26 protein-coding genes are annotated in these 24,622 nt (G+C 70.0%); 18 read left to right on the top strand and 8 right to left on the bottom strand.

The genetic code is table 11. From position 1 onward, the window contains the following. The first annotated feature begins 1 nt into the window (after position 1). The gene (locus tag ESP70_RS06915) at positions 2-610 is read left to right on the top strand and encodes a TetR/AcrR family transcriptional regulator (protein ID WP_246161948.1); all 609 of its coding nucleotides are present in this window, start codon (positions 2-4) and stop codon (positions 608-610) included. Here ESP70_RS06915 and ESP70_RS06920 read toward each other — a convergent pair. The 4 genes from ESP70_RS06920 to ESP70_RS06935 form a co-directional block, all read right to left on the bottom strand. Further along, the gene (locus ESP70_RS06920) at positions 607-1,953 is read right to left on the bottom strand and encodes a dipeptidase (protein ID WP_149688626.1); all 1,347 of its coding nucleotides are present in this window, start codon (positions 1,951-1,953) and stop codon (positions 607-609) included. The genes ESP70_RS06915 and ESP70_RS06920 overlap by 4 nt on opposite strands. A gap of 42 nt (positions 1,954-1,995) precedes the next feature. Further along, positions 1,996-2,775, bottom strand: a complete 780-nt coding sequence (locus ESP70_RS06925) for an SGNH/GDSL hydrolase family protein (protein WP_188110541.1) — start codon at positions 2,773-2,775, stop codon at positions 1,996-1,998. 139 nt (positions 2,776-2,914) lie between these two features. Beyond that, a complete protein-coding gene (locus tag ESP70_RS06930; protein ID WP_149688628.1) occupies positions 2,915-4,069 on the bottom strand; it encodes a PQQ-dependent sugar dehydrogenase in 1,155 nt (384 codons plus the stop codon). A gap of 39 nt (positions 4,070-4,108) precedes the next feature. Beyond that, a complete protein-coding gene (locus ESP70_RS06935) occupies positions 4,109-4,639 on the bottom strand; it encodes an inorganic diphosphatase (RefSeq protein WP_425458387.1) in 531 nt (176 codons plus the stop codon). Between the two features lie 36 nt (positions 4,640-4,675). Here ESP70_RS06935 and dacB point away from each other — a divergent pair, with 36 nt between their 5' ends. From dacB to ESP70_RS06990, 11 genes are all read left to right on the top strand, one after another. Beyond that, a complete protein-coding gene (gene dacB / locus ESP70_RS06940; protein ID WP_188110542.1) occupies positions 4,676-6,085 on the top strand; it encodes a D-alanyl-D-alanine carboxypeptidase/D-alanyl-D-alanine endopeptidase in 1,410 nt (469 codons plus the stop codon). A gap of 137 nt (positions 6,086-6,222) precedes the next feature. Then, complete coding sequence (locus ESP70_RS06945) at positions 6,223-7,269, top strand: zinc-dependent metalloprotease (protein WP_149688630.1); 1,047 nt, start codon at positions 6,223-6,225, stop codon at positions 7,267-7,269. A gap of 10 nt (positions 7,270-7,279) precedes the next feature. Further along, positions 7,280-8,233 (top strand): tRNA lysidine(34) synthetase TilS, encoded by a 954-nt coding sequence (gene tilS / locus ESP70_RS06950; protein ID WP_149688631.1) that lies wholly within the window; start codon positions 7,280-7,282, stop codon positions 8,231-8,233. Positions 8,234-8,237: 4 nt separating this feature from the next. Then, positions 8,238-8,795 (top strand): hypoxanthine phosphoribosyltransferase, encoded by a 558-nt coding sequence (hpt, locus tag ESP70_RS06955; RefSeq protein WP_149688632.1) that lies wholly within the window; start codon positions 8,238-8,240, stop codon positions 8,793-8,795. 145 nt (positions 8,796-8,940) lie between these two features. Beyond that, entirely contained in the window at positions 8,941-10,959 is a 2,019-nt protein-coding gene (gene ftsH / locus ESP70_RS06960; protein WP_149688633.1) for an ATP-dependent zinc metalloprotease FtsH, read from the top strand. Next, a complete protein-coding gene (folE, locus tag ESP70_RS06965; protein WP_149688634.1) occupies positions 10,956-11,522 on the top strand; it encodes a GTP cyclohydrolase I FolE in 567 nt (188 codons plus the stop codon). Before ftsH ends, folE begins: the two co-directional genes overlap by 4 nt. A 43-nt stretch (positions 11,523-11,565) precedes the next feature. Continuing rightward, positions 11,566-12,363, top strand: coding sequence for a dihydropteroate synthase (folP, locus tag ESP70_RS06970; protein ID WP_149689689.1), 798 nt, complete (start codon positions 11,566-11,568; stop codon positions 12,361-12,363). After that, on the top strand, positions 12,360-12,794 hold the full coding sequence (locus tag ESP70_RS06975; RefSeq protein ID WP_223148654.1) for a nuclear transport factor 2 family protein: 435 nt from the start codon (positions 12,360-12,362) through the stop codon (positions 12,792-12,794). The genes folP and ESP70_RS06975 overlap by 4 nt, the downstream gene beginning before the upstream one ends. Beyond that, on the top strand, positions 12,791-13,165 hold the full coding sequence (folB, locus tag ESP70_RS06980) for a dihydroneopterin aldolase (protein WP_223148655.1): 375 nt from the start codon (positions 12,791-12,793) through the stop codon (positions 13,163-13,165). The genes ESP70_RS06975 and folB overlap by 4 nt, the downstream gene beginning before the upstream one ends. Beyond that, positions 13,162-13,725, top strand: coding sequence for a 2-amino-4-hydroxy-6-hydroxymethyldihydropteridine diphosphokinase (gene folK / locus ESP70_RS06985; protein ID WP_149688635.1), 564 nt, complete (start codon positions 13,162-13,164; stop codon positions 13,723-13,725). The genes folB and folK overlap by 4 nt, the downstream gene beginning before the upstream one ends. 13 nt (positions 13,726-13,738) lie before the next feature. Continuing rightward, positions 13,739-14,242 carry a DUF3180 domain-containing protein gene (locus ESP70_RS06990; RefSeq protein WP_149688636.1) on the top strand — a complete coding sequence of 168 codons (504 nt, stop codon included), beginning with the start codon at positions 13,739-13,741 and terminating at the stop codon, positions 14,240-14,242. A gap of 15 nt (positions 14,243-14,257) precedes the next feature. Here ESP70_RS06990 and ESP70_RS06995 read toward each other — a convergent pair whose 3' ends face one another. Next, positions 14,258-15,910, bottom strand: a complete 1,653-nt coding sequence (locus tag ESP70_RS06995) for a DUF885 domain-containing protein (RefSeq protein WP_149688637.1) — start codon at positions 15,908-15,910, stop codon at positions 14,258-14,260. A gap of 22 nt (positions 15,911-15,932) precedes the next feature. On the opposite strand from ESP70_RS06995, the gene ESP70_RS07000 reads away from it, so the two are divergent. After that, positions 15,933-16,235, top strand: a complete 303-nt coding sequence (locus ESP70_RS07000; RefSeq protein WP_149688638.1) for a DUF1330 domain-containing protein — start codon at positions 15,933-15,935, stop codon at positions 16,233-16,235. 101 nt (positions 16,236-16,336) lie between these two features. Here the strand turns inward: ESP70_RS07000 and ESP70_RS07005 are convergent, their stop codons facing one another. Genes ESP70_RS07005 through ESP70_RS07015 form a run of 3 tightly spaced genes read right to left on the bottom strand, consistent with a single transcriptional unit; the run spans position 16,337 to position 19,877 of the window. After that, the gene (locus tag ESP70_RS07005; RefSeq protein WP_149688639.1) at positions 16,337-17,479 is read right to left on the bottom strand and encodes an NADH-quinone oxidoreductase subunit D; all 1,143 of its coding nucleotides are present in this window, start codon (positions 17,477-17,479) and stop codon (positions 16,337-16,339) included. Continuing rightward, positions 17,476-18,954, bottom strand: coding sequence for a polysaccharide pyruvyl transferase family protein (locus ESP70_RS07010; protein WP_149688640.1), 1,479 nt, complete (start codon positions 18,952-18,954; stop codon positions 17,476-17,478). The genes ESP70_RS07005 and ESP70_RS07010 overlap by 4 nt, the downstream gene beginning before the upstream one ends. Further along, positions 18,951-19,877, bottom strand: coding sequence for an SAM-dependent methyltransferase (locus ESP70_RS07015; protein ID WP_149688641.1), 927 nt, complete (start codon positions 19,875-19,877; stop codon positions 18,951-18,953). Before ESP70_RS07015 ends, ESP70_RS07010 begins: the two co-directional genes overlap by 4 nt. A 36-nt stretch (positions 19,878-19,913) precedes the next feature. Here ESP70_RS07015 and ESP70_RS07020 point away from each other — a divergent pair, with 36 nt between their 5' ends. From ESP70_RS07020 to ESP70_RS07040, 5 genes are all read left to right on the top strand, one after another. After that, on the top strand, positions 19,914-21,377 hold the full coding sequence (locus ESP70_RS07020; RefSeq protein WP_149688642.1) for a glycosyltransferase family 2 protein: 1,464 nt from the start codon (positions 19,914-19,916) through the stop codon (positions 21,375-21,377). A 106-nt stretch (positions 21,378-21,483) separates the two neighbouring features. Next, complete coding sequence (locus ESP70_RS07025) at positions 21,484-22,386, top strand: Rossmann-like and DUF2520 domain-containing protein (RefSeq protein ID WP_149688643.1); 903 nt, start codon at positions 21,484-21,486, stop codon at positions 22,384-22,386. Between the two features lie 3 nt (positions 22,387-22,389). Then, positions 22,390-23,223, top strand: a complete 834-nt coding sequence (gene panC, locus ESP70_RS07030; protein WP_149688644.1) for a pantoate--beta-alanine ligase — start codon at positions 22,390-22,392, stop codon at positions 23,221-23,223. A gap of 2 nt (positions 23,224-23,225) precedes the next feature. Next, a complete protein-coding gene (panD, locus tag ESP70_RS07035; RefSeq protein ID WP_149688645.1) occupies positions 23,226-23,660 on the top strand; it encodes an aspartate 1-decarboxylase in 435 nt (144 codons plus the stop codon). Between the two features lie 4 nt (positions 23,661-23,664). Next, the gene (locus ESP70_RS07040) at positions 23,665-24,444 is read left to right on the top strand and encodes a type III pantothenate kinase (RefSeq protein WP_149688646.1); all 780 of its coding nucleotides are present in this window, start codon (positions 23,665-23,667) and stop codon (positions 24,442-24,444) included. Positions 24,445-24,622 lie beyond the last annotated feature (178 nt).

Raw genomic sequence — 24,622 nt, forward strand, 5'->3', positions numbered from 1 at the left:
TGTGGCAGTCACCAGCACGCGGGTCACGAGGGCCGAGCGGCAGGCGCAGACCCGTGAGCGGCTGATCGAGGTCGCCCGTGAGATGTTCCTCTCCGACGGCTACGCCGCCACGTCGCTCGACAAGGTCGCTGTGCGCGCGGGCTTCTCCAAGGGCGCCGTCTACTCCAACTTCGCCGGCAAGGAACAGCTCTGCATGGCGGTGCTCGACAGCATTCACGAGGAGCAGATCGAGGGCGTCGTCGCCGCGTTCTCGCAGGACACCGACCTCGACGGCCGCATCGAGGCGTTCGCCGCCTGGGCCCGCGAGGGTCTCGGCCAGCCGCGCTGGACCGCCCTCGAGGTCGAGTTCGGCGCCATCGCACGGCAGAGTCCCTACGTCGCGACCGAGCTGGTCAAGCGGCACCGCGAGATCCGCGCCGCGATCGCCGAGCTGGTCCGCCAGGTGACGGCCGAGGCGGGCCTCGGTGACACCGTCGATGCCGACCAGGCTGCGACGACGCTCCTGAGTCTCGGGATCGGCCTCGGCACGCTGCGATCGCTCGACAACACGATCGACGTCGGGGTGTTCGCCGACACGATGCGGGCCTTGCTCAAGAGCTCGAAGCTCTAACCCTCCCCGAGCCGCGCCAGCAGCAGGGCCTCCGCGAGGCAGGCCCGCTCCCACTCGGCGAGGTGCAGGCCTTCGTTGGTGCCGTGTGCCCGGGTGTCGGGGTCCTCGATGCCGGTGACCAGGACCGCCGCCTGCGGGAACGCGTCGGCGAACGTCGCGATGAACGGGATCGACCCGCCCACGCCCATGTCGATCGGCGCGACCCCGTCCCAGGCCTCCCGCATCGCCTCGCGTGCCGCGTCGTACGCCGGACCGGTCGCGTCGAGGGCGGTCGGCTCGCCACCGTCGGCGTACGTCAGGGTGGCCTGCGCGCCCCACGGCACGTGCGCCAGCACGTGCTCCTCGAGCCGTTCGTACGCCGCCTCGCAGCTGTCGCCGGGGGCGATGCGCATCGAGATCATCGCCCGGGCGGCCGGCACGAGGGTGTTGCTCGCCGCCTCGACGGCCGGTGCGTCGATGCCGGTCACCGTCAGCGCCGGCTTGGTCCACATGCGCTCGACGGACGAGCCCGTGCCGATCAGCTCCACGCCGTCGGCCAGGCCGGACTCGGCGACCAGGCGGTCGTGCGGGTAGTCGACGTCGGCCGCTTCGGTCGTCACGAGTCCCGGCACCGCGACTGTTCCGTCATCGTCATGCAGCGACGCGAGGATCCGGGTCAGCGCCATGAGGGCGTCGGGTACGACGCCGCCGAACATCCCGGAGTGGACGCCGTGGCGCAGCGTGCGGACCTCGAGCGTCGCGCGCACCAGGCCACGCAGGCTCGTGGTCAGCGCCGGCTCGCCGATGTCCCAGTTGCCCGAGTCGGCGATCACGATGACGTCGGCCTCGAGCAGCGCACCGTGCTCGGCGATGAACGCCTCGAGCGTCGGTGAGCCGATCTCCTCCTCGCCCTCGACGAAGACCTTGACGCCGACCGGCAACGGGTCACCGAGGGCGCGGACGGCGGCGAGGTGCACGGCGATGCCGGCCTTGTCGTCGGCCGCACCTCGGCCGTACAGGCGCCCGTCGCGCTCGGTGGGCTCGAACGGCGGCGAGTCCCACGCCGCGTGATCGCCCTCGGGCTGTACGTCGTGGTGCGCGTACAGCAGGACCGTGGGGCTGCCCGGCGGGCCGGGCTTCGTGGCGAGCAGCGCCGGCGCACCGCCGCCGCGCAGGATCTGGGTGTCGAATCCCTCGGCGGCGAACAGGTCGCGGGTCGCCTCGGCGGACCGCTCGACGTCGTCGGCGTGCTCGGGGGCGGCGCTGACCGAGGGGATCAGGACGAGGCGTTCGAGGTCGGCGCGGACGGACGGGAGGACGGCGGCGAGCGCGGTGCGCAGGGCATCAGGGGTGCGTGGACTCACGCGTCCCAACGTAGCCCGGACCCGTACGGCCTGGACCTGCGGTCAGCGGCTGTCGGGGTCGTACGGCTGACCCGTCGGAGCCGGCGGCGACGCCACGTCACCGCGAGAGTAGTCCGTGACGCCCGCCCCCCATCGCGCCATCACGCCGTACACGTACAGGTCGTGGAAGAGCCTGAGGTTCCCGGCGTAGTTGGGGTGCACGCCGTCGTCGGTGCGGTCGCCGTCGAGCGTGCCGCGCGACGTGTCGACGTAGCGAAAGCCGGCGGCCAGGGCCTCGGCCTTGATCAGCGGGACGATCCAGGTCTTGGCCGCCGCGCCGGCGGCGTAGGGCCCGTAGGGAGCGGTGATGTAGACCGACGAACGGCGGGTGGGCCGCAGCTCGGCGAGGCGGAGCATCGTGCGGTGGACGTCGCGCTTGAGTTGCCCTTCGGTGGTCGGCACCTGCGACCAGGCGCCGTTGCGATAGACGCAGCGATACATGTCGTTGACCCCGCCGGCGACGATCACCAGGCGCGCGGTCTTGACGTCGGCGGCGACCTCCGGCCTGGCGAGGCGGCCGTAGAACGTGGACCCGCCGCAGACCGACGTGCCGTCAGCGGCTTTGCCCCGCTTGCCGAAACCCGATCCTCGCTCGGCGTGCCGAATGATGCGGAGCTCCAGCTCCCGGCCGAGGTAGGACCACCAGCCACGGTTGGTGCTGCCGGGGATGTTGTCGCCGCGCCACGTGATCGAGTCGCCGATCACGACCATCGTCGGGGTCGTCGTGGCCTGGCTCGGAGGAGCCAGCAGAGCGCTGCCCAGCGCGACCGCGGTTGCGGTCACGACGGCAAGAGTGGTCCTGAGGATGTGGCGTGGGAGTGTGATGGTTCGGCGTCCTTGCAGGGTGATGCGTCTGTCGCACCCCATGCAACCTGATGCGCGACGGGAAATCCGGGAAATCCGGCGATCCGTCGTGTGGTCATCAGGTCGACGGCGTGATCTTCAGGATCTTGTCGTTGCTGCCGTTGGACGTCGTCACGTAGAGCGCGCCATCGGGTCCCTGCACGGCACCGCGCAGTCGCCCGTACGTGTGGTTGAGCTCGGCAGGCTTCCACGTCTCGAGCAGCGTGCCGGTCGAGCTGAACCGCAGCATCCGCAGCGAGGTGTCCTTGAGCGCGGTGACCGCCAGTGCCCCGCGCCAGCCGCCCCACCCGGAGCTGCTGACGAACGTCGCCCCGCTGATCGCCTTGGTCGGGTCGCCCGAACGCCAGCGCGCATCGACCTGGGTCCCGGGCAGGCTGTGGTCGGTCATCGGGGAATCGGCGCCCTCGTTGTACGACGCGTCGCCGGGCTCGCGCGGCACCGGGTTCCAGCCGTAGTTGCCGCCGTTGCGCAGCAGGTTGATCTCGTCGTCGCGATAGCTGCCGTGCTCGACCGACCAGATCGGGCCGTCGGCACGCCGGGCGAGGCCCTGCACGTTGCGGTGCCCGTAGGTGTAGATCTTGCGCTTCATGAGGTTGGCGCTGGAGTGGAACGGGTTGCCCGGCACCGTGCCGCCGGTCGTGGCGTCGACCCGCAGCACCTTGCCGCCACCGGAGAACAGGCTCTGCGGGTTGCGCCCCGTTGCGGCGTCGCCGGTGCCGATGAAGAGCATGTTGCCCGAGCCCCGGAGCAGCGCGCAGCCACCGTGCCGGCCGCTCGTCGAAGGCAGCCCGCTGACGAGCGTACGTTTGAGAGTCGCGTGCGAGAGGGTGTCGTCGAGGTGCCAGCGCACGACGCGTACGTCCTGGGTCGTGCCGGACTGATAGCCGTGGCACGTGATGATGTCGTGCGTCGTGGCGAAGTCGGCCGGCACCTCGACCGACATCAGCCCGGTCTCGCCCGACGCCCACATCCCCGCCGGCGAGTCGAGCAGGACCCGCTCGGTCCCGCCGGGCGTGCGGAGGGTCAGCCGCTTGAGGGAGCGTTCGGTGTAGAGCATCGACCCGTCAGGCAGGAAGGCGAGGTCCCAGGGGATCGCGAGGCCCGACCTGACGACCGTGACGTCGATCGTGGGGCGGGTCGTCGCCGCTGAGGCGGGCGAGACGACGGTGGACAGCAGGACGACCGCCATGGCCGCGAGACACCAGCGCTTCATCGCACCAGTGTGCGCCGGGGGTGGACCAGGCGCGACCGCTCAGTAGCCGCCGTTGGCCTTGAAGCGGTCGTAGCTGGCCTGGATCTCGGCCTCGGCCTCGACCCGGCCGGTCCACGTGGAGCCCTCGACGGACTTGCCGGGCTCGAGGTCCTTGTAGACCGTGAAGAAGTGCTCGATCTCGAGACGGTCGAACTCGGGCACGTGATGGATGTCGCGCAGGTGCTCCTGGCGCGGGTCCTTGGCCGGCACGCAGAGGACCTTGTCGTCGCCGCCGGCCTCGTCGGTCATGCGGAACATGCCGATCGTGCGGCACGAGATCACGCAGCCGGGGAACGTCGGCTCCGACAGCAGCACGAGAGCGTCGAGCGGATCGCTGTCGAGGCCGAGCGTGTCGTCGATGAAGCCGTAGTCAGCCGGGTACTGCGTCGCGGTGAACAGCGTGCGGTCGAGGCGGATGCGATGCGTCGCGTGGTCGACCTCGTACTTGTTGCGGCTGCCCTTGGGGATCTCCACGGTGACGTCGAAAATCACTGGTGCCTCCGGCTGTTGAATGTGGGGGGCGCGGGCCATGAAGGCCGCGCAACGGGTTTCTATAGTCTGGCGCATGTGCCGTCTCACGGGGAAACCAGGGTCTCGAAGCCTCGCGGCGCGATCGCGATCCCGACGCTGGTCCTCGCGCTCGTCGTAGCGCTCGGCATCGTCCTGTGGTCCCGCGGCGACCTCAACAGCCTGATCTGCGACGGCGACTGCGGGCCGGCCAACGTCATCCCGCCACGCTCGCTGACGTCCGACACGCAGCCTGCCGAGCCGGGGCCGCGACTGCCGAAGCCCGGTGACGTCGATCCGGCCAAGCTCAAGGCCGCCGTCACGCCGATGCTGGACGCCGGCGTGCTCGGCCCGCACGTCGGCTTCTCCGCCGTCACACCCTCGAACGGCACCGAGCTCGCGTCGTCGGGCTCCGGGGCGTATGTCCCGGCGTCGACGACCAAGGTGCTGACGAGCTTCGCGGCGCTGTCGCTGATCGACTCGCAGCGCCGCTTCACGACTCGCGTCGTCGGGTCGGGCGACCGCATCGTGCTGGTCGGCGGCGGCGACCCCTACCTCGCGGTCAAGCGTACGAAGACCAGCGATCCGGTCATCCGCGCCGACCTGACGACGCTGGCCAAGCGCACCGCTGCAGCCCTCGACAGGACCGGGACGACGAGCGTCCGCGTCGGCTTCGACGCGTCGTTGTTCAGCGGCCCCGATGCCAGCCCCGCATGGGAGTCCTCGTACGTCAGCCAGAACATCGTCACGCCGGTCAGCGCTTTGTGGGCCGACCAAGGGGAGGCGAACGGCATACGTGCGAAGGATCCAGCCGCCAGTGCCGCGCGTACGTTCGCGGGTCTCCTGGAGGATCGCGGCATCACGGTCACCGGCGAGCCGTCAGCGACCACCGCGGCGGACGACGCCACGACGCTGGCTGCCGTGCGCAGTGCGACGGTCGCCCGCATCGTCGCGACGCTGATCCGGGTGAGTGACAACCAGGCGGCCGAGGTCATGCTGCGGCAGCTGGCGATCGCGGCCGGCAAGCCGGCGACGTTCGACGGCGGCACCGAGGCCGTGACCGACGTCCTCGAGCAGGCCGACATCGACACGCAAGGACTCGTGCTGCACGACGGCAGCGGGCTCTCGCGCCGCAACCGGATCGCGCCGCTGACCCTGGCGCAGACCGTCAACGTCGCGGCGTCGACACCGCGCACGGCACAGCTGGTCGCGGACCTGCCGGTGAGCGGGTTCACCGGCACCCTGGTCGACCGGTTCGCCAAGCTCAAGACTTCGCTCGGGACAGTCCGCGCCAAGACCGGCACGCTGACGGGGGTCCACTCGCTCGCGGGCTACGCGCTCGACGCCGAGGGTCGCCCGGTCGTGTTCGCCGTGATGGCGGACCGCACGAGCAAGGTCGCGCCGCTCGAGGCGCAGGCCGCCCTCGACAAGGTCGCCGCTGCGATAGCCGCCTGCCGGTGCGGTCAGTAACCCGAGCCCTTTCGACAGGCTCAAGGGGCAATGACCCGGATTTCGAGAGGACGCTCGACCCTGGGTCCTTGAGCTTGTCGCCTGGGTCCTTGAGCTTGTCGAAGGGACATCTCCCACGCCACGCGTACCGTAGGCCCATGATCGATTGGAAGCTCGCGCTCTCGACGGCGACGAAGCTGTCGAAGCCCGGCCCTGACCTCTCGGCGGCCGAGGTCGCCGAAGCCGTGGCCGAGCTCCGCGAGGGTGCCGCCAGGTCGGAGGGGCCGGTCCGCGAGTTCAGCGACCTGCACGCGACCTCGGCCACCGCGCCGGTCCTGGTCGTCGACCGCCCGCGCTGGGTCGAGGCCAACCTCGACACGTTCAAGATCATGATGGACCCGGTCATGGCCAAGCTTGCGGCCGCCAACAAGATGCCGTCGGGCGTCGGCCGGGTCGTCGGCGAGAAGATCAGCGGCGCCGAGCTGGGTGCGCTGATGTCGTTCATGTCGACCAAGGTGCTGGGCCAGTTCGACCCGTTCTGGGACGGCCCCGACGGCGAGGGCGGCCGTCTCCTGCTGGTCGCGCCCAACATCGTGCAGGCCGAGCGGCAGCTCGACGTCGATCCCCACGACTTCCGCCTCTGGGTGTGCCTGCACGAGGAGACCCACCGGGTGCAGTTCACCGCGGTCGACTGGATGCGCGACCACATGCGCTCCCTGCTCGACGAGTTCGTCGAGGCGACCGATCTCGACGCCTCTGCGCTCTCCTCGCTCGTCACGGACGGGCTCGGCGAGGCGATCCGGATCGCCCGCGGCGACTCCGAGGCGTCGCTGGCCGATCTGTTCCAGAACGAGCGTCAGCGCGAGATCGTCGACCGGTTGACGGGCATCATGTCGCTGCTCGAGGGCCACGCCGACGTGGTGATGGACGGCGTGGGCCCCGAGGTCATCCCGACCGTCGCCGAGATCCGGCGCAAGTTCACGCAGCGCCGCAAGGGCGCCGGCACGTTCGACCGCCTGTTGCGACGCCTGCTCGGCCTCGACGCCAAGATGCGCCAGTACCGCGACGGCGCCGAGTTCGTCCGCGAGGTCAACGACAAGGTCGGCCTCTCGGGCTTCAACGCCGTGTGGGCCGAACCGGCCAACCTGCCCACCAAGTCCGAGATCCTCGACCCGTCCTCGTGGGTCGCCCGCGTGCACGGCTGAGCGCAGCACCATGGGCGGCGCACTCGACCCTGCGGTCGCGACGGGACGCAACCTCGCACGTGCTGCGCTGGCCGACCTCGGGCCCGGCAGCCGGATCGTCGTCGCGGTCTCCGGCGGCGCCGACTCGCTGGCGCTCGCGGCGGTGACCGCATTCGTGGCCGAGCGCGAGGCGTACGAGCTGTCGGGCATGGTCGTCGACCACCAGCTGCAGGACGGCTCCGCGGCCGTCGCGGCCCGGGCCGCCGAGCAGCTCGCCGGCCTGGGGATCCCCTCCGAGGTCGTCGCCGTCGACGTCGGCACCGCGGGCGGGCCGGAGGCCTCCGCGCGCCGGGCGCGCTACGCAGCCCTCGAACGTACGGCTGCCGAAGCGATCCTGCTGGCGCACACGCTCGACGACCAGGCAGAGACGGTCCTGCTGGGACTCGGCCGCGGCTCCGGTCCGCGCTCGATCGCCGGCATGTCTCCGGTCGACGGCGTGCTCCGGCGGCCGTTCCTGACGCTCCGGCGGGTCGACACCGAGCGCATCTGCCAGGCGTACGGGCTGCAGTGGTGGACCGACCCGCACAACAGCGACCCGGGTTACCGACGGTCACGGCTCCGCGCCGAACTGATGCCGCTGCTGGAGGACGTCCTCGGTGGGGGCGTCGCCGAGGCGCTCGCGCGCACGGCCGACCAGGTGCGGAGCGACTCCCTGTACCTCGACGATGCTGCGGCGGCCGTCGAGCTGCCCCTGGATGTCCCGACCCTGACGGATCTGCACCCGGCCCTGCGCTCGCGGGTGCTCCGCCGCGGTGCCCTCGAGGCCGGCGCCGACGGGTCCGCGCTGACCGCCGCGCACCTCGCCGCGCTCGACCGGCTGGTCACCGACTGGCACGGCCAGGTGCGGATCGAGCTGCCCGGAGGAATCGCCTGCGTACGGGAGGGGGATTCCCTGTCGTACGTCAGGACCCCTGTGGGAGGCTGATCCCGTGGACCTGACGCATGTCGAAGACGACCTCGAGCTCGATCAGACGCTGTTCACCGAAGAACAGATCGTGAGCCGGCTCAAGGAGATGGCCGCGGACATCGAGCGCGACTACGAGGGCAAGGACATCCTCCTCGTGGGCGTGCTCAAGGGGGCGGTGATGGTCATGGCCGACCTCGCCCGCAGCCTCGACCGCCACGTCGAGATGGACTGGATGGCGGTGTCGTCCTACGGCTCGGGCACCAAGTCGTCCGGCGTGGTCCGGATCCTCAAGGACCTCGACACCGACCTGCAGGGCCGGCACGTGCTGATCGTCGAGGACATCATCGACACCGGCCTGACCCTGTCGTGGCTCATCACCAACCTCCGCTCGCGCGGCCCGGCGTCGGTCGAGATCGCGACGCTCCTGCGCAAGCCCGAGGCGCAGCAGATGGAGGTCGAGGTCAAGTACGTCGGCTTCGACATCCCCAATGCCTTCGTGGTCGGCTACGGCCTCGACTACAACGAGCAGTACCGCAACCTGCGGTGCATCGGCACGCTCTCCCCGCACGTCTATTCCTAGCAATACGAGGGATGGTTCGCTGCGGGCGAACGCATACGGGGAACGTTGAACGGCTGGATACTCGTTCAACTGGGAGACGGCGCTGCGTGTACCGTCTCATTACCGACCAGCACACCAGGAGGAGTGGACCCGCTCCACGCCGTACATGAACTTCAAACGCCTCTTCAAGGGCCCGTGGCTCTGGATCATCCTGATCACGTTGGCTGTCATCGCGATCATCAGCCTGTCCTCCAACGCCGACGGCTACAAGTCGGTCACGACCGGCACGATGGTGAGCTACCTCGACGACAACAAGGTCAAGGACGTCACGTTCGTCGACGGTGACCAGCAGATCCAGGCGACGCTCGATGACGGCAAGAAGGTCAAGAGCAAGTACCTCGGCGACCAGGGCGCACGCCTCGTCGAGCAGGCCGAGAAGGCCAAGGCGGGCAAGCAGCTCAAGTCGTTCGACGTCAAGGTGCCCAAGTCCAACCCCGTGCTGTCGGTGCTGTTCAGCCTCCTGCCGATCATCCTGATCTTCCTGCTGATCATCTACATGATGAACAACGCCGCGGGCGGTGGCGGCCGCGTCATGCAGTTCGCCAAGTCCAAAGCCAAGCTCATGACCAAGGACACCCCCAAGACGACGTTCGCCGACGTCGCGGGTGTCAACGAGGCGATCGAGGAGCTCGGCGAGATCAAGGAGTTCCTCCAGGAGCCGGCCAAGTTCCAGGCCGTCGGCGCCAAGATCCCCAAGGGCGTCCTGCTCTACGGCCCTCCCGGCACTGGCAAGACGCTGCTCGCCCGTGCGGTCGCGGGTGAGGCGGGCGTCCCGTTCTACTCGATCTCCGGCTCCGACTTCGTCGAGATGTTCGTGGGTGTCGGCGCGAGCCGCGTCCGCGACCTGTTCGAGCAGGCCAAGGAGAACGCCCCGGCGATCGTCTTCATCGACGAGATCGACGCCGTCGGACGCCACCGCGGCACCGGCATGGGCGGCGGCCACGACGAGCGCGAACAGACGCTCAACCAGCTGCTCGTCGAGATGGACGGGTTCGACGTACGCGGCGGGGTCATCCTGATCGCGGCGACCAACCGTCCCGACGTGCTCGACCCGGCGCTGCTGCGCCCGGGCCGCTTCGACCGGCAGATCGGCGTCGAGGCGCCCGACCTCGCCGGACGTACGCAGATCCTCAAGGTGCACTCGCGCGGCAAGCCGATCGCACCCGGCGTCGACCTCGAGGCCATCGGCCGCCGTACCCCCGGGTTCAGCGGTGCCGACCTGGCCAACGTGCTCAACGAGGCAGCGCTGCTGACCGCTCGCAACAACGAGAAGACGATCACCAACACGTCGCTCGACGAGGCGATCGACCGCGTCATCTCCGGCCCGCAGAAGCGCAGCCGTCTGATGAACGAGGACGAGCGGCGGATCACGGCCTATCACGAGGGTGGCCACGCGCTCGTCGCCGCGGCACTGCCGCAGAGCGATCCCGTCCACAAGATCACGATCCTGCCGCGCGGCCGGGCGCTGGGCTACACGATGGTGCTGCCCGACGAGGACAAGTACTCCCAGACGCGGGCCGAGCTGCTCGACAAGCTCGCCTACATGATGGGCGGCCGGGCGGCCGAGGAGCTCGTGTTCCACGACCCGACCACCGGCGCCGGCAACGACATCGAGAAGGCCACCGGCCTGGCTCGCGCCATGGTGACGCAGTACGGCATGACCGAGCGCCTCGGTGCCGTACGCCTTGGCGAGAACGAGTCGCAGCCGTTCCTGGGCCGCGACATCGGCCACGCGCGCAACTACTCCGAAGCCGTCGCCGCCGTCGTGGACGAGGAGATCAACAAGCTGATCTCCTACGCCCACCAAGAGGCGTTCGACATCCTCAACGAGAACCGCGACGTGCTCGACGCCCTGGTGACCGAGCTGCTCGAGAAGGAGACGCTCGACAAGTCGCAGGTCGCCGAGATCTTCAAGCCGCTCCGCCGGCGCGAGGTGCGTCCGGCCTGGACCGGCTCGGAGACCCGCGTGCCGTCGACGCGTCCGCCGGTCGCCACGATTCCGGGCAAGTCCTACAGCGGCACCAACGGCACCAACGGGACGCCGGTCGTGATCGGGCCCGACAGTGGATCTGACGCCCCGACACCCGCCGCCGGCGACGTGCACGGCGACCCCGAGCTGCCATGACGGTGGACCGGCCGCGGGCCGAGGCGGCCATTCGCGAGCTGTTGCTCGCGGTCGGTGAGGACCCGGACCGTGAGGGTCTGCGGGACACGCCTGCGCGGGTCGCCAAGTCGTACGAGGAGCTGCTGGCGGGGCTCGACCAGGACCCCGAAGAGGTCCTGACCGCGGTCTTCGACGTCGGCCACGACGAGCTGGTCCTGGTCAAGGACATCGAGATGTGGTCGATGTGCGAGCACCACCTGGTGCCGTTCTTCGGCGTGGCTCACGTCGGCTACATCCCGACTGACGGCGGCCGCGTCACCGGGCTGTCCAAGCTCGCGCGGGTCGTCGACGTCTTCGCGCGCCGTCCGCAGGTGCAGGAACGCCTGACGACGCAGATCGCCGACGCCCTGATCACGCACCTCAACCCGCGCGGCGTCATCGTCGTGATCGAGGCCGAGCACCTCTGCATGACGATGCGCGGCGTACGCAAGGGTGGCGCCAAGACGATCACCAGCGCTGTCCGCGGCCAGCTGCGCGATCCGGCGACCAGGGCCGAGGCCATGGGCCTCATCACGGCGCGCTAGGGGCGTCGTGCTGCCCGGACTCCCCGAGGACCGCTGCCTCGTGATGGGCGTCGTCAACGTCACGCCCGACTCGTTCTCCGACGGCGGCAAGTGGCTCGATGCGCCGACGGCGATCCAGCACGGCATCGACCTCGTACGCGACGGCGCCGACCTGGTCGACGTCGGCGGCGAGTCGACCCGGCCCGGCGCGAGCCGCATCGACGGCGACGAGGAGCTCCGCCGGGTCATCCCGGTGATCGAGGGCCTGGTGGCCGAGGGCATCACCGTCTCGGTCGACACGATGCGGGCCTCGACAGCGCAGCGGGCGCTCGACGCCGGTGCCGTGCTCGTCAACGACGTGTCGGGTGGCCGCGCCGATCCCGAGATGGTGCGCCTCGCCGCGCGGGCGCACGCGCCGATCGTCCTGATGCACTGGCGGGCGCACTCGGCCCTGATGCAGCACCACACGCACTACGACGACCTCGTCGACGACATCGTCCGTGAGCTGATGGTGCAGCTCAACGCCGCGGTGCACGCGGGGGTCGACCCCGAGCGGATCGTGCTCGACCCGGGCCTGGGCTTCTCCAAGACCGGCGAGCAGAACTGGACCGTCCTGGCGCACCTCGACGCGTTCGTGGAGCTGCGCCACCCCGTGCTGGTCGCCGCCTCGCGCAAGCGGTTCCTCGGCGAGCTGCTGGCCGACGGCGACGAGCTGCGCCCCACGGACGGCCGTGACGACGCGACGGCCGCGATCACCACGATCGCCGCCCAGGCCGGCGCGTGGTGCGTCCGTGTGCACGAGCCCGCGGCCTCCGCCGATGCCGTACGCGTGGTGGCCCGGCTCGCCCAGGAGGCGGAGTGAGCGACTACCTCACGTCGCACCGGCTGTTCTACGACGCCGTCGAGACCGGCGACGTCGACCTCATGGCGTCGTTGTGGGTCGACGATGCGGACACCTCGTGCATCCATCCCGGCGCCCTGCCCTTGCGCGGCACGGCCCAGGTGCTGCGGTCGTGGACCGTGTTGATGGCCAACGTCGGCTACATCCAGTTCTTCCTCACCGATGTCGAGGTCACGACGTTCCCGCGCGGCGACGCCGAGCCGACCACGGCCGTCATCACCTGCACCGAGAACATCCTGTCGGGTGAGGGACTGTCGTCCGCCGAGGCCTTCGCGGGGGGCAAGGCGGTGTGCACCAGTATCTTGGTCAAGGAACACGGGGGCTGGAAGTTCTGGTCGCGCCACGCCTCCCCGATCGCCGAGCTGCACATCGATGACGAGGACTCTGCATGATCCCGAACGGCCTGGACCGCATCGACCTGCGCGGCATTGCGGCGACGGGTTTCCATGGCGTGTTTCCCGAAGAGCGCCAGAACGGGCAGACCTTCATCGCCGACGTCAGCCTCGGCCTCGACCTCGGCCCGGCGGCTCGCGAGGGCGACCTGACCAAGACGGTCCACTACGGCGTCCTCGCCCAGCAGATACACGATGCCATCGTGGGGGAGCCGGTCGACCTGATTGAGTCGCTCGCGCTCCGTATGGTGGACTTGTGCCTGGCCGAAGAGTCGGTCCAATGGGTTAGCGTGACGGTGCACAAACCGGAAGCGCCCATCGAGGTGACGTTCGAAGATGTCGCCGTCACGATAGAGCGGAGCAAACTGTGACCGAAGCGCCCACCCCGTACGTCCTGGACGCCGACACGATGACCGGCGGGATGCGTCCCATCCGCCAGGCCGTCCTGTCCCTCGGCTCCAACCTGGGCGATCGGCATGGCAAGCTTCAGGGCGCGGTCTCGGCCCTCGAGGACACCCCTGAGGTCACGGTCGTCGCGATCTCCTCGGTCTACGAGACGGACCCGGTCGACACACCTGCCGACTCCGGCAAGTTCCTCAACGCCGTGGTGCTGATCGACACGACGCTGACGGTCCACACGCTGCTCGACCGGGCGCTGGCGATCGAGGACGCGTTCGGCCGCGAGCGCTCCGAGCCCGGCGCCCCGCGCACGCTCGACGTCGACCTGATCGTCGTCGGCCCGCGCGTCGCCGACGACGAGTCCCTCAAGCTCCCGCACCCCCGCGCTCACGAGCGTGGCTTCGTCCTCGTGCCGTGGCTCGAGATCGACCCCGAGGGCGAGATCCCCGGCCGCGGGTTCGTCGCCGACCTGCTTGGAGGCGTCGACACCAAGGGCGTACACAAGCGCGAGGACCTCGAGATCATCCTGTGATCTCGTCTCGCGCATGAACCGGGTCCGGCCCACCTCGACGCTCCTGGTCGTGGCGTTGGTCGGCTCGGGGTTGGTGATCGGCCGGCTGATCCCGCCGCTGATCATCCGGCTCGACGGCAATGTGCCGCGGCTCGGCTGGGCCGCGCCGCTCACGCTGCTGCTTGCGGCGATCCTGGTCGGCACGTTCGCCTGGAACACGTGGCAGACGCTGCACAAGAAGCACGAACGCATGACCGCCGACCACGGCATCAGGATGCTCTCGATCGCCAAGTCCTGCATCACCGTCGGGGCGCTCGTCGCCGGCCTCTACGGTGGTTTCGCGCTGGCCTACCTCGATGCGATGGACTCGCCGTTGGGCAAGGAAAGGGTCGTCCGCGGTGGAGCGGCAGCGATCGCCAGCCTGTTGCTGATGACCGCGGCGCTGCTGCTGGAGCGGGCCTGCCGCCTGCCGGGCGACGACGACGAGGGCGAGAGCGGCAAGGCCAAGAACGGCCGCCCCAACCCCACCCCCGCCTGACCCCGTCAGCGGAGGTCAGCTCAGGAGCGTGTCACGGAGGGTGCCGAGGCCGACGCTGCCGACGGCGAGCGCCTGGCGGTGGAACTCCTTGAGGTCGGTGCCGTTGGTGGCGACCCATTCGTCGCGGAGCCGCTCCCACATGCGCTGGCCGACCTTGTAGGACGGCGCCTGTCCGGGCCAGCCGAGGTAGCGGTTGGACTCGAAGCGGATGAACGGCTCGTTCATGTTGACGTGCTGTGACAGGAACGGGAACGCGTCGTCGCCGCTCCACGTGCCGGTGCCGTCGGGCTTGGGCTTGCCGAGGTGGACGCCCAGGTCGATCACGACCCGAGCGGCCCGCATGCGCTGCCCGTCGAGCATCCCGAGCCGGTTGGCGGGGTCGTCGAGATAGCCGAGGTCGGACATGAGCCGCTCGGCGTAGAGCGCCCAGCCCTCACCGTGGCCGGAGTTCCAGTTGACGCGGCGCCAGCCGTTGAGCTCGGCGCTGTTGTGGACCGCGAGGCCGCACTGGAGGTGATGGCCGGGCACGCCCTCGTGGTAGACCGTCGTCAGCTCGCGCCACGTGTCGAACTCGGTGATGCCCTCGGGCACGCTCCACCACATGCGTCCTGCGCGCTCGAAGTCCTCGCTCGGCGGCGTGTAGTAGATGCCGCCCTCCTGCGTCGGGGCGATCCTGCACTCGAGGCGGCGCATCGGCTCGGGGATGTCGAAGTGCGTACGCCCCAGGTCGGCGACGGCACGATCGCTCGTCTCCTGCATCCACGCCTGCAGCGCGTCGGTGCCGTGCAGCTTGCGCGCCGGATCGGCGTCGAGGTGCTGGATCGCCTCGGCGACCGTGGCGCCCGGCAGGATCTGGTCGGCGATCCGCTCCTGCTCGGCGACCATGCGGGCGAGCTCGTCGATGCCCCACTCGTAGGTCTCGTCGAGGTCGATCTCCACTCCGACGAAGTAGCGCGAGGCGATGGCGTAGTGCTCGCGCCCGACGCCGTCCGCCTCGGGCGCGTGCGGCGCGAGCTCCTGGTCGAGGAACTCCGCCATGCCCGCGTACGCCGCGGTGGCTGCACGGGCTCCCGCCTCCAGCTCGCCCTTGAGTGAATCGGGCACGTCGGCGCCGGCCGCCATGGCCAGGAAGAAGCTGTCGGCACCGGCCTGCTTGCGGGCCTGGTCGGCGACCTCGCGCACCTGACGGACTGCCGGGACGTTGCCGGCCGCGATGCCGGCGCGCAGCGACTCGAGGTAGCCGGCCATCGCCCCGGGGATGTTGTGCATCCGGCGGGCGACGTGTGCCCAGTCGTCGTCGGTGTCGGTGCTCATGAGGTCGAAGATGTCGCGGAGGTCCTGGCCCGGCGAGGCGATGACGTTGAGGTCACGCTGCCAGAAGCCGGCATCATGCTTCTCGACGTCGAGGCTCAGTATGCGGATGAGCTCGGCCTGCGTGACGCGATCGACCTGGTCGACCGGGACGGCGGAGCGTACGCGCGCCAGCATCGCCTTGGCCGCATCGGCGGCCGCGGCGGCGCCGTCGGGGGAGCGGTCGGCGTAGTCGGCCTCGCGGCCGGGACGACCGAGATGGATGTGCAGCTCGGGCTCGAGCTCGAGCATGGTGTCGAGCCATGCTTCGGCGAGCGTGTCGATCGGGGTCGGGATGCGGGGCGTGGAGTCGGCCATGATCCGACCTTACGATGACCCCATGTCACTAACGCTGTGTGTACAGCTCTGGGCGGTGCCGGGCAACGAGGGACTCCTCGCGACGTACGAGGACGAGGTCCTGAGCCTGCTGGGCGATCACGGCGCCCGGCTGCTCCAGCGCGTACGCACGGTCGAGCGAAGCGACGGTCCCTACGAGGTGCAGATCATCGAGCTGCCCGACGACGCCGCTCTCGAGGCGTACATGGCCGATCCCCGTCGCCTGGCCGCCGCACCGCTCCGCGACCGCTCCGTGGCCCGCACCGAGATCACCAGAGTCACCGAGGTCGCGACATCAGGTCAGTGAGGTGGCGAGCTCGGCCGTTCCCGCAAAGAGCCCAGCGAGAGTCTCTGGGTTGGCGGACGTCACCGATCGAGGCAAGAAGCGACCTCAACGCGATGCGATCGCTATTTGTCCACGTCGCCGACGACGAAGAACGTCGAGCCGAGGATCGCAACGAGGTCGGCCACCACTGCGCCGCCGACGATCTCGGGCAGCACCGCGACGTTGTTGAACGACGCGGTGCGCAGCTTGAGCCGCCACGGCGTCTTCTCGCCCCGCGACACGAGGTAGTAGCCGTTGAGCCCCAGCGGGTTCTCGGTCCACACGTACGTCGAGCCCTCGGGCGCCTTGAGGATCTTGGGCAGCCGCACGTTGACTGGCCCCGGCGCGATGTTCGCGAGCCGCGCGAGGCACGCGTCGGCGAGGTCGAGCGACACCTTGGTCTGCTCCAGCAGGATCGCGAACCGGGCGTGGCAGTCGCCGTCGGTCAGCACGGGCACGCGCAGCACGTCCTGCAGCTCGCCGTACGCGAGATAGGGCTCGTCGCGCCGCAGGTCCATGTCGAGGCCCGATGCGCGCGCGATCGGCCCGGACACGCCGTACGCCTCGACCAGCTCCTTCGACAGCACACCGACGTCACAGGTGCGGGCCCGGAAGATCTCGTTGCCGAAGATCAGGTCCTCGAGCTCCTGCAGACGCGTCCGTACGGTCGAGATGGCCGCCGACGCCCGCCCGGTCCAGCCCGCCGGGATGTCCTCCTTGAGCCCGCCGACGCGGTTGAACATGTAGTGCATCCGCCCGCCGGAGACCTCCTCCATGACCTCCTGGATCGTCTCGCGCTCACGGAACGCGTAGAAGATCGGCGTGATGGCACCGAGCTCGAGCGGGTAGGAGCCGAGGAACATCAGGTGGTTGAGCACCCGGTTGAGCTCGGCGAGGAGCGTACGGATCCAGGTCGCGCGCTCCGGTACCTCCATGCCGAGCATGTCCTCGACCGCGAGCACGACGCCCAGCTCGTTGGAGAACGCGCTGAGCCAGTCGTGCCGGTTGGCCAGCATGATGATCTGGCGGTAGTCGCGGACCTCGAACAGCTTCTCCGCACCGCGGTGCATGTAGCCGATGATCGGCTCGCACGCCACGACCCGCTCGCCGTCGAGGGTCAGCCGCAGGCGCAGGACACCGTGCGTCGCCGGGTGCTGCGGACCGATGTTGAGCACCATGTCGGTCGTGGCGAAGCCGGTGCCGACGCTGGCGGTGACCTCGGTCATCGGCGCCGCCTGACCAGCTGCTGCACGTATCGGATCAGCCGCTTGGTGAGGCCACGCGGTGAGTTGCGCTCAACCCGTTCGAGTCGGGCATAGAGCTCGTCGATCTGCCGCTTCTGCGTCGCGAGCTTCTCAGCCGTCGTCGTCTGGATGCGGGCGTGCCGGCTGCCGGCGCCGCTCCACGGCGGGTGCGGGAAGGGGTGCTCGTACGCCTGGGGGTGGCGCGTGATGTCGAGGACCATGCCGTCGCGCAGCCACTTGAGCCGGGACGCGACCTCGTGACCGTCCGAGGCGATCAGGGGATGAACGGGTCGCGGAAACGTCGCTGCGGCGAGGCGTTCGTCGAAGTCGCCGGTGCCGTTGCCCTCGGTCCAGATGTGCTCGAGGCCGTTGCGCTCGAGGAACGCGGTGTAGCGGTCGAACCCCTCGGGCAGTGCGGCGTTGAACTCGGCCATGTCGGTCGACTCGTAGAGGTCCTCGGCCTTGAGCTCGGAGGTGAACTCCGGCATCAGGGTGTAGGGCATCCGGTGGTACTCGGCGAGCTCGAGCGTCCGCGAGTCGTGGGCCAGCAGCAGCGCCGGCGTACGTCCGAGGAGCGCTGCGACGTTGCCGTGGAACCGGGTGCCGTAGGCGAAGTCCTGCGTGGCCAGGAAGTCGTACCAGGTCCAGGTGTCGAGGAAGAGCCTGATGCGGTCCGACTGGTAGAGCGGGTGGTCGAGGTGCACCGGCACGAGGGGGTCGTGCACGTGCGGGAACGGGGTGCCCCACAGCAGCATGCGCAGGTCATGGGCGTCCTGGCCGATGTAGGTGAGGTTGGGGTGCCGGGCCGCCTGTGCCGTCGCGAACGCCCCGATGCCGGCCACCTCGGGTGTCAGGTTGAGCGCCAGCGGGCTGTCGATCGAGATCGAGTCGACCAGCTTGTCGACCCGGAAGTCGCGGCCGTGCAGGAACAGCGACGGGCAGCCGATGACCTCGACGGACGACTCGGGGAAGCCGAGGCCGAGCAGGTAGGACCGGGTGAACTCCCCGCGTACGCCGATGGAGGCCGACCGGTCGAGCACGAGTCCCACGAACTTCTTGACCGTGTCGGCAATCGGCTCGAGCGACTCGACGCCCTGGCCGTGCGCGGCCTGCGCGCCGATGCCGACGACCGTGACGGGGATCGTCAGGTCCTCGAGCAGCTCGCTGAGCCGGTCAAGACGGGGCGCGAACTCCGGCCGGAACGCGTTGGCCATCGGGATGACGAAGTGGTCGAACTCGTCGTTGATGCGGCGCGCGTCGCGGGGCTCAGGGGGCACGCGCTCCGAGAGGGTGCCGTTGGAGACGAGCTCCGCGCTGTCGGTCGAGAGCGCCTTCCAGACCGAGTGCTGGAACAGGTAGTTGCCGCTGTTGCTGTTGAACACGTCCTGCGTCAACGTCGACTCGGCGACCACGGGGGTGAACGGGTCCTTGCCGGAACGGACCAACAGCCGTGTCATGGGGTCAGTCTTCCATGGTCGAGGGTGCCCGTGACGAGCCACCAGAAGTCGCCGAGCCCGCCACTTGCCATGAGCTCGCCTGCTTCGCCCGCGGCCGACAGCGCGCGGACGTAGGCACCGGGATCCGAGTGTGCGAGCTCGAGCGCCGGGCGCGCGCCGTCGAGTCCGAGCCGGGCCAACGCGTCGGCCTGCCGGATCAACGTCGCTCCAGTCGTCGCGGCGACCGAGTCGACGGCGACGTGGGCCGTGACGTCGCGGCTGCCGTCGGGCACGACATCGACCTCGCGGCCGTCGGCGTACGACCGCAGGCTGCCGAACGGTGGCCGGTCGTCGCGGGTGTGGCCGTAGTCGATCGCGATGGCCGTCCCTGTCACCCGTGACACGGCGTCGGCCCACGCGGCGTCGCGGGTCTCGCCGACCTCGGCTCGGTCGCCGGGCTCGACCAGCGGCCACCACTCGCGCAGCCACGCGGAGTCGTACGCGTTGCCGTGGGTCTCCTCGCCGGTCACCGGGTCGACGAGCACCTCGCGTACGACGCCCTCGTCGTCGAGCTCGACGACGTCGCACGGAATGTTGTCGAGCCACTCGTTGGCGATCAGCAGTCCGTCGACGTGGTCGGGTAGGGCGGGCTGCCAGGCGATCGACTCGGGCAGGTCAGCGGGCCTGGCGGCCAGCTCGACACCGACCAGCTCGACATCGATGAGCGGCTGCAACGCGGTCAACAGCTCACCACCACCGGCTGCGAGGTCCACGACCTGACGTGCGCCTGTGCGTCGTACAACCTCGGCGATCGCGCCCGCGAACGCTGGGATGTGGACGCTGGTGCGGAAGTGCTCGGCGGGCCTCGAGGTCCGGAAGAAGCCACCCTCGGCGTACAGCGCCCGCTCCCACGCCTCACGCCACGGGAGCGGCCTTCTCGTCATGCGATCACGGTACGCACTCGTCGCTATGCTCGGCGCGTGGCTCGACTTCGGAGGCGTCTGCGGCGGGCTGTGACGATGCCGCTGGACCGGTGGCGCCAGCGCTCGCGGCCGTTGCTGACGATCGTCGTGCCGGTCTACAACGGCGAGGCCTACCTCGACGAGTGCCTGATCTCGGCGCGCAAGCAGGACTATCGCCGGGTCGAGATCGTCGTGATCGATGACGGCTCGACCGACGGCAGCCTCGCCGTCGCCCACCGGCACGCCAAGGCCGACGCGCGGGTGACCGTGCTGAGCCAGGCCAATGCCGGCGTCGGCGAGGCCCGGCGGGCGGCCGTCGCGGTGGCGACGGGGGAGTTCCTGACGTTCCTCGACGCGGACGACTCGCTGACTCGCGGCGGCCTCAGGGCGGCGATGGACGTGCTCGAGGTGACCGGCTCCGACGTCTCGGTGATGCCCTATCAGCGGCAGGAGGGCACGGCGATCCGTCCGCCCGCGCCGTGGATCCGCAACCTGCACGCCCACCCGGCTCGGCACACGACTCTCGTCGAGCGGCCCGACGTGCTCGTCAACGCCGTCGCGTGCGCCAAGATCTTCCGGCGTACGTTCTGGGATGCCACCCAGCTGTCGTTCCCCACGGTGCTGCTCGCCGGCGACCAGATCGTCACGGCGACGGCCTACCGCGACGCCCACGGCATCGACATCTCGGGGGTCATGGGCTACACGTGGCGCCGCCAGGAGTCGTCGATCTCGCAGGGGCAGGTGACCGCCGAGGCCGTGCACGCCCGCCAGGACGCGATCGACGCGGTGCTCGAGGTGCTCGCGCCGCTGCCGGACGTACGAGCCGAGCGGGCGCTGCAGTATCTCCGCTACAACATCCCCAACTCCGTGCTGAAGCTCGAGCGCGCGGACGACACCTACCTCGACGCGCTCGTCGCGCGCGTGCCGCGCATCGTCGAGGCCGCGCCCGCTGACCGCTATGCGCGTGAGGTCCCGGCCCAGTACCGCGTGCTCTACGCGCTGTTCGCGACCGGCGACCGCGAGGCGATCTGGCGCTACGTACGTGCTGAAGGCATGCAATCGGAGATGCATCCTTCGGGCTTTGAGCCGTCCGGCCTCACGTCGTACCTGCCGGGCTGGCAGAGCGACCCGGTGCCGCCTGAGGCGTACGTGCTGACGGCCGAGCAGACCGCGCTGAAGGCGACCGTGCGGGCGATCCACCACGACGGCGCCAACCTGGTCCTCGATGTCGCGGCGTGGTTCCCCAACGTCGACCCGAGCGAGCCGTCGCTGACGATCAAGACCGACGGCGACCTCGTCGACGTCGTCCAGTGGGGCGAGCCGGTGGTCTTCACGTCGCGAACGGGCAGCGAGCGGGCCTACCCGGGCTCCGGCTGGATCGTGACCCTCCGCGGCGCGGCTCGTCGGGCCCCGCGGGCCATCACGGTGACGCTGCAGGACGGCCCGCTCGAGGGCACCGCCACTGCCAAGATCCCCATGTGACTCATGGCATAGGTCGTAGCCCTGTCGCCAGAGCCTCTCGAAGGTAAACTGAAGTCGTCAGTTTGTCTGGTACCCGCTCGCGGGACTGGAACGAAAGGCACCACGCATGCAGCGTTTCTCCATGGGCGTCATCGGAGCCGGCAGGGTCGGCGCCGTTCTCGCTTCACGATTCCGTTCCGCCGGCTATCCCCTCGTGGGCGTGTCCGGCCGGTCCGAGGCCTCACAGCTTCGCATCACCACGCTGCTGCCCGGCGTCGCCGTACGCACGCCCGTCGAGCTCGCTGCCGCCAGTGACATCCTCGTGCTCGCCGTCCCCGACGACGACCTCATCGCGATCGCCGAGGAGCTTGCCGCCTCCGGCGCCGTCCGCCCCGGCCAATACGTGCTGCACACCAGCGGCCGCCACGGGCTCGACGCGCTCGCCTCGCTGACCCGCCTCGGCGCGCGGCCCATCGCGTTCCACCCCGCCATGACGTTCACCGGCACCCCGGTCGACCTCGACCGTGCACCGGTCTTCGGCCTGACCGCCGCCGCGGCTGAGCGCCCGCTCGCCGAGGAGCTCGTCGCAGCACTCGGTGGCACTCCGATGTGGGTCGACGAGGCCGATCGCGTGCTCTATCACGCCGCCCTCGCCCACGGGGCCAACCACCTCGTCACCCTCGTCGCCCAGTCCATGGACCTGCTCCGCACGGCCGGCGCCGCCGATCCCGCCGCGGTGCTCCGGCCCCTGCTGACCGCGGCCCTCGACAACGTTCTCGCCTACGGCGATGCCGCGCTCACCGGGCCGGTCGTCCGCGGCGACGTCACCACGATCCGCGCGCACGTCGACGCACTCGCCGCCGCTGATGTCGACGACGCAACGGTCGACGCCTATCTCGAGATGGCCCGCGCCACGGCCGGCCGCGCCGAGTCCGACGGCCGCCTCGCCCCGGTCCAGGCCAGCACGATCCGCCAGGTGCTCGACGAGGCCGACTGGGACACGCTCGCCGAGATCGCCGCCGGGATCTGAGCCGTGGCAACGCCGGCCATCGCGCGTACGCGCGCGGAGCTCGACGCCGCGCACGGTGACTCGACCGTGTCGTTCGTGCCCACGATGGGCGCGCTGCACGACGGTCACCTGCAGCTGCTCAAGCACGCCCGGCCGCTCGGCGAGACGCTCGTCGCGTCGATCTTCGTCAACCCGACCCAGTTCGCGCCCGGCGAGGACTTCGACGCCTATCCCCGTACGTTCGACGCCGACCTCGAGCGTTGTGCGGAGGCGGGCGTCGACATCGTGTTCGCGCCGACCGTCGAGACGATGTATCCGACCGGTCTCGTCGACACGGTCACGGTCGACCCGGGCCCGCTCGGCTCGGTGCTCGAAGGCGCCGTACGCCCGACGCACTTCCGCGGCGTGCTGACCGTCGTGGCCAAGCTGTTCGGACTCGTACGCCCCGACGTCGCGGTGTTCGGCGAGAAGGACTATCAGCAGCTCACCCTGATCCGGCACATGGCACGCGAGCTCGCCCTGGGCGTCGAGATCGTGGGCTGCCCGACCGTACGCGAGCATGACGGCCTGGCGATGAGCTCCCGCAATCGTTACCTCTCGGCCGACGAGCGTCGGCAGGCTGCCTACCTGTCCGCCGCCCTCCGGGCCGGCGTCGCCGCGGGACCCGACGGCGCCGACGCCGTCCTCGCCGAGGCGCACGCTGTGCTCGAGTCCGCCGGCATCACGCCCGACTATCTCGTCCTCACCGACGCCGACATGGGCGAGCCCCGGCCTGGCGTCGACGCCCACCTGCTCGTGGCCGCCAAGGTCGGCACCCCACGACTCCTCGACAACACCGCCCTCACGCTAGGAGCCTGACGTTGATCCGCACCATGATGAAGTCCAAGATCCACCGCGCGACGGTGACGCAGGCCGACCTGCACTACGTCGGCTCGGTGACGGTCGACCAGGACCTGCTCGACGCCGCCGATCTGTTGCCGGGTGAGCTCGTCCACATCGTCGACATCGACAACGGTGCCCGCCTCGAGACCTACACGATCGCCGGCGAGCGTGGCAGCGGCGTGATCGGCATCAACGGCGCCGCGGCCCACCTCGTGCACCCCGGCGACCTCGTCATCCTCATCGCCTACGCGCAGATGGACGACACCGAGGCGCGTACGTTCGAGCCGAGCGTCGTGTTCGTCGACGCCGACAACCGGGTCGTCGGCACCGGCAGCGACCCGGCCGAGGTGCTGGCCGGGTCGGGCCTCGTACGCGGCGACGTCATCGACAACCCGCTCGTGGCCTCGCGGTGATCACATGACTCTGTTGTGTCTGGACGTCAGCAACAGCCACACGACGATCGGCGCGTTCGACGACGACGAGCTGATCGCGCACTGGCAGGTGTCGTCGGACGAGCGGCGTACGTCCGACGAGTGGTACATGCTGCTGATGGGCCTGGTCGACCAGGAGGGCATCTCGCACATCAGCGCAGTGGCGTTGTGCTGCACCGTGCCGGCGATCCTCGTCGAGCTGCGATCCATGCAGGACCGCTATTGGACCGATCTCCCCGTCGCGATCGTCGGGCCCGGCGTCAAGACCGGCGTACCGATCCACACCGACAACCCCCGCGAGGTCGGCGCTGACCGCATCGTCAACGCCCTCGCGGCTGCCGAGCTCTACGGCGGACCCGCGATCGTCGTCGACCTCAACGGCACCGCCACGATCTTCGACGTGGTCGACGACGCCAACCGCTACATCGGTGGCGCCATCGCTCCCGGCGTCGAGCTCTCCCTCGAGGCTCTGGCCCGTCGCGGTGCCCAGCTCCGCAGCGTCGAGCTCGCCCTGCCGCGCGACGTCATCGGCAAGAACACCGTCGAGGCCCTGCAGTCCGGCATCGTCTACGGCTTCGCGGGCCTCGTCGACGGCCTCGTCACCCGCATCATCGAGTCCCTCGACGCCGATCCCGACCACGTCACGGTCATCGCCACCGGCTCCTATCCCGAGGCCGTCGTCGACCACTGCGCCACCATCACGACTCGCGACCCCTGGCTGACCCTCACGGGCCTGCGCCTCATCCACGAGAAGAACCACGAGTGATGCTGGCTGTCTGACGAGAGAATCTGGTTTTGTCCGCCCATAGCCGGACAAAACCAGATTCTTCGGTCCGGGACCGCGAGCCGGAGCTCTGCGCGGCCGCCGGCTGAGGGCCACCGCCCGCACCGATAGGATCGACCCTCGTGAGCGACGCGACCAGCACCCCTGCCCCCGAGGACGA

The sequence above is a fragment of the Aeromicrobium ginsengisoli genome (genome assembly GCF_004134905.2).
Classification (GTDB): domain Bacteria; phylum Actinomycetota; class Actinomycetes; order Propionibacteriales; family Nocardioidaceae; genus Aeromicrobium; species Aeromicrobium ginsengisoli.

What these genes read in the sequence shown, in the direction of transcription:
- tilS (WP_149688631.1), top strand. Translation starts at nt 7,280, where the DNA reads ATGGGCGGCGCACTCGACCCTGCGGTCGCGACGGGACGCAACCTCGCA.
- ESP70_RS07000 (WP_149688638.1), top strand. Translation starts at nt 15,933, where the DNA reads ATGTCACTAACGCTGTGTGTACAGCTCTGGGCGGTGCCGGGCAACGAG.
- ESP70_RS07010 (WP_149688640.1), bottom strand. Translation starts at nt 18,954, where the DNA reads ATGACACGGCTGTTGGTCCGTTCCGGCAAGGACCCGTTCACCCCCGTG.
- ftsH (WP_149688633.1), top strand. Translation starts at nt 8,941, where the DNA reads ATGAACTTCAAACGCCTCTTCAAGGGCCCGTGGCTCTGGATCATCCTG.
- folE (WP_149688634.1), top strand. Translation starts at nt 10,956, where the DNA reads ATGACGGTGGACCGGCCGCGGGCCGAGGCGGCCATTCGCGAGCTGTTG.
- ESP70_RS06990 (WP_149688636.1), top strand. Translation starts at nt 13,739, where the DNA reads ATGAACCGGGTCCGGCCCACCTCGACGCTCCTGGTCGTGGCGTTGGTC.
- ESP70_RS06995 (WP_149688637.1), bottom strand. Translation starts at nt 15,910, where the DNA reads ATGGCCGACTCCACGCCCCGCATCCCGACCCCGATCGACACGCTCGCC.
- ESP70_RS06935 (WP_425458387.1), bottom strand. Translation starts at nt 4,639, where the DNA reads ATGGCCCGCGCCCCCCACATTCAACAGCCGGAGGCACCAGTGATTTTC.
- ESP70_RS06945 (WP_149688630.1), top strand. Translation starts at nt 6,223, where the DNA reads ATGATCGATTGGAAGCTCGCGCTCTCGACGGCGACGAAGCTGTCGAAG.
- folP (WP_149689689.1), top strand. Translation starts at nt 11,566, where the DNA reads ATGGGCGTCGTCAACGTCACGCCCGACTCGTTCTCCGACGGCGGCAAG.
- ESP70_RS07015 (WP_149688641.1), bottom strand. Translation starts at nt 19,877, where the DNA reads ATGACGAGAAGGCCGCTCCCGTGGCGTGAGGCGTGGGAGCGGGCGCTG.
- ESP70_RS07025 (WP_149688643.1), top strand. Translation starts at nt 21,484, where the DNA reads ATGCAGCGTTTCTCCATGGGCGTCATCGGAGCCGGCAGGGTCGGCGCC.
- ESP70_RS07005 (WP_149688639.1), bottom strand. Translation starts at nt 17,479, where the DNA reads ATGACCGAGGTCACCGCCAGCGTCGGCACCGGCTTCGCCACGACCGAC.
- folB (WP_223148655.1), top strand. Translation starts at nt 12,791, where the DNA reads ATGATCCCGAACGGCCTGGACCGCATCGACCTGCGCGGCATTGCGGCG.
- ESP70_RS07040 (WP_149688646.1), top strand. Translation starts at nt 23,665, where the DNA reads ATGACTCTGTTGTGTCTGGACGTCAGCAACAGCCACACGACGATCGGC.
- ESP70_RS06930 (WP_149688628.1), bottom strand. Translation starts at nt 4,069, where the DNA reads ATGAAGCGCTGGTGTCTCGCGGCCATGGCGGTCGTCCTGCTGTCCACC.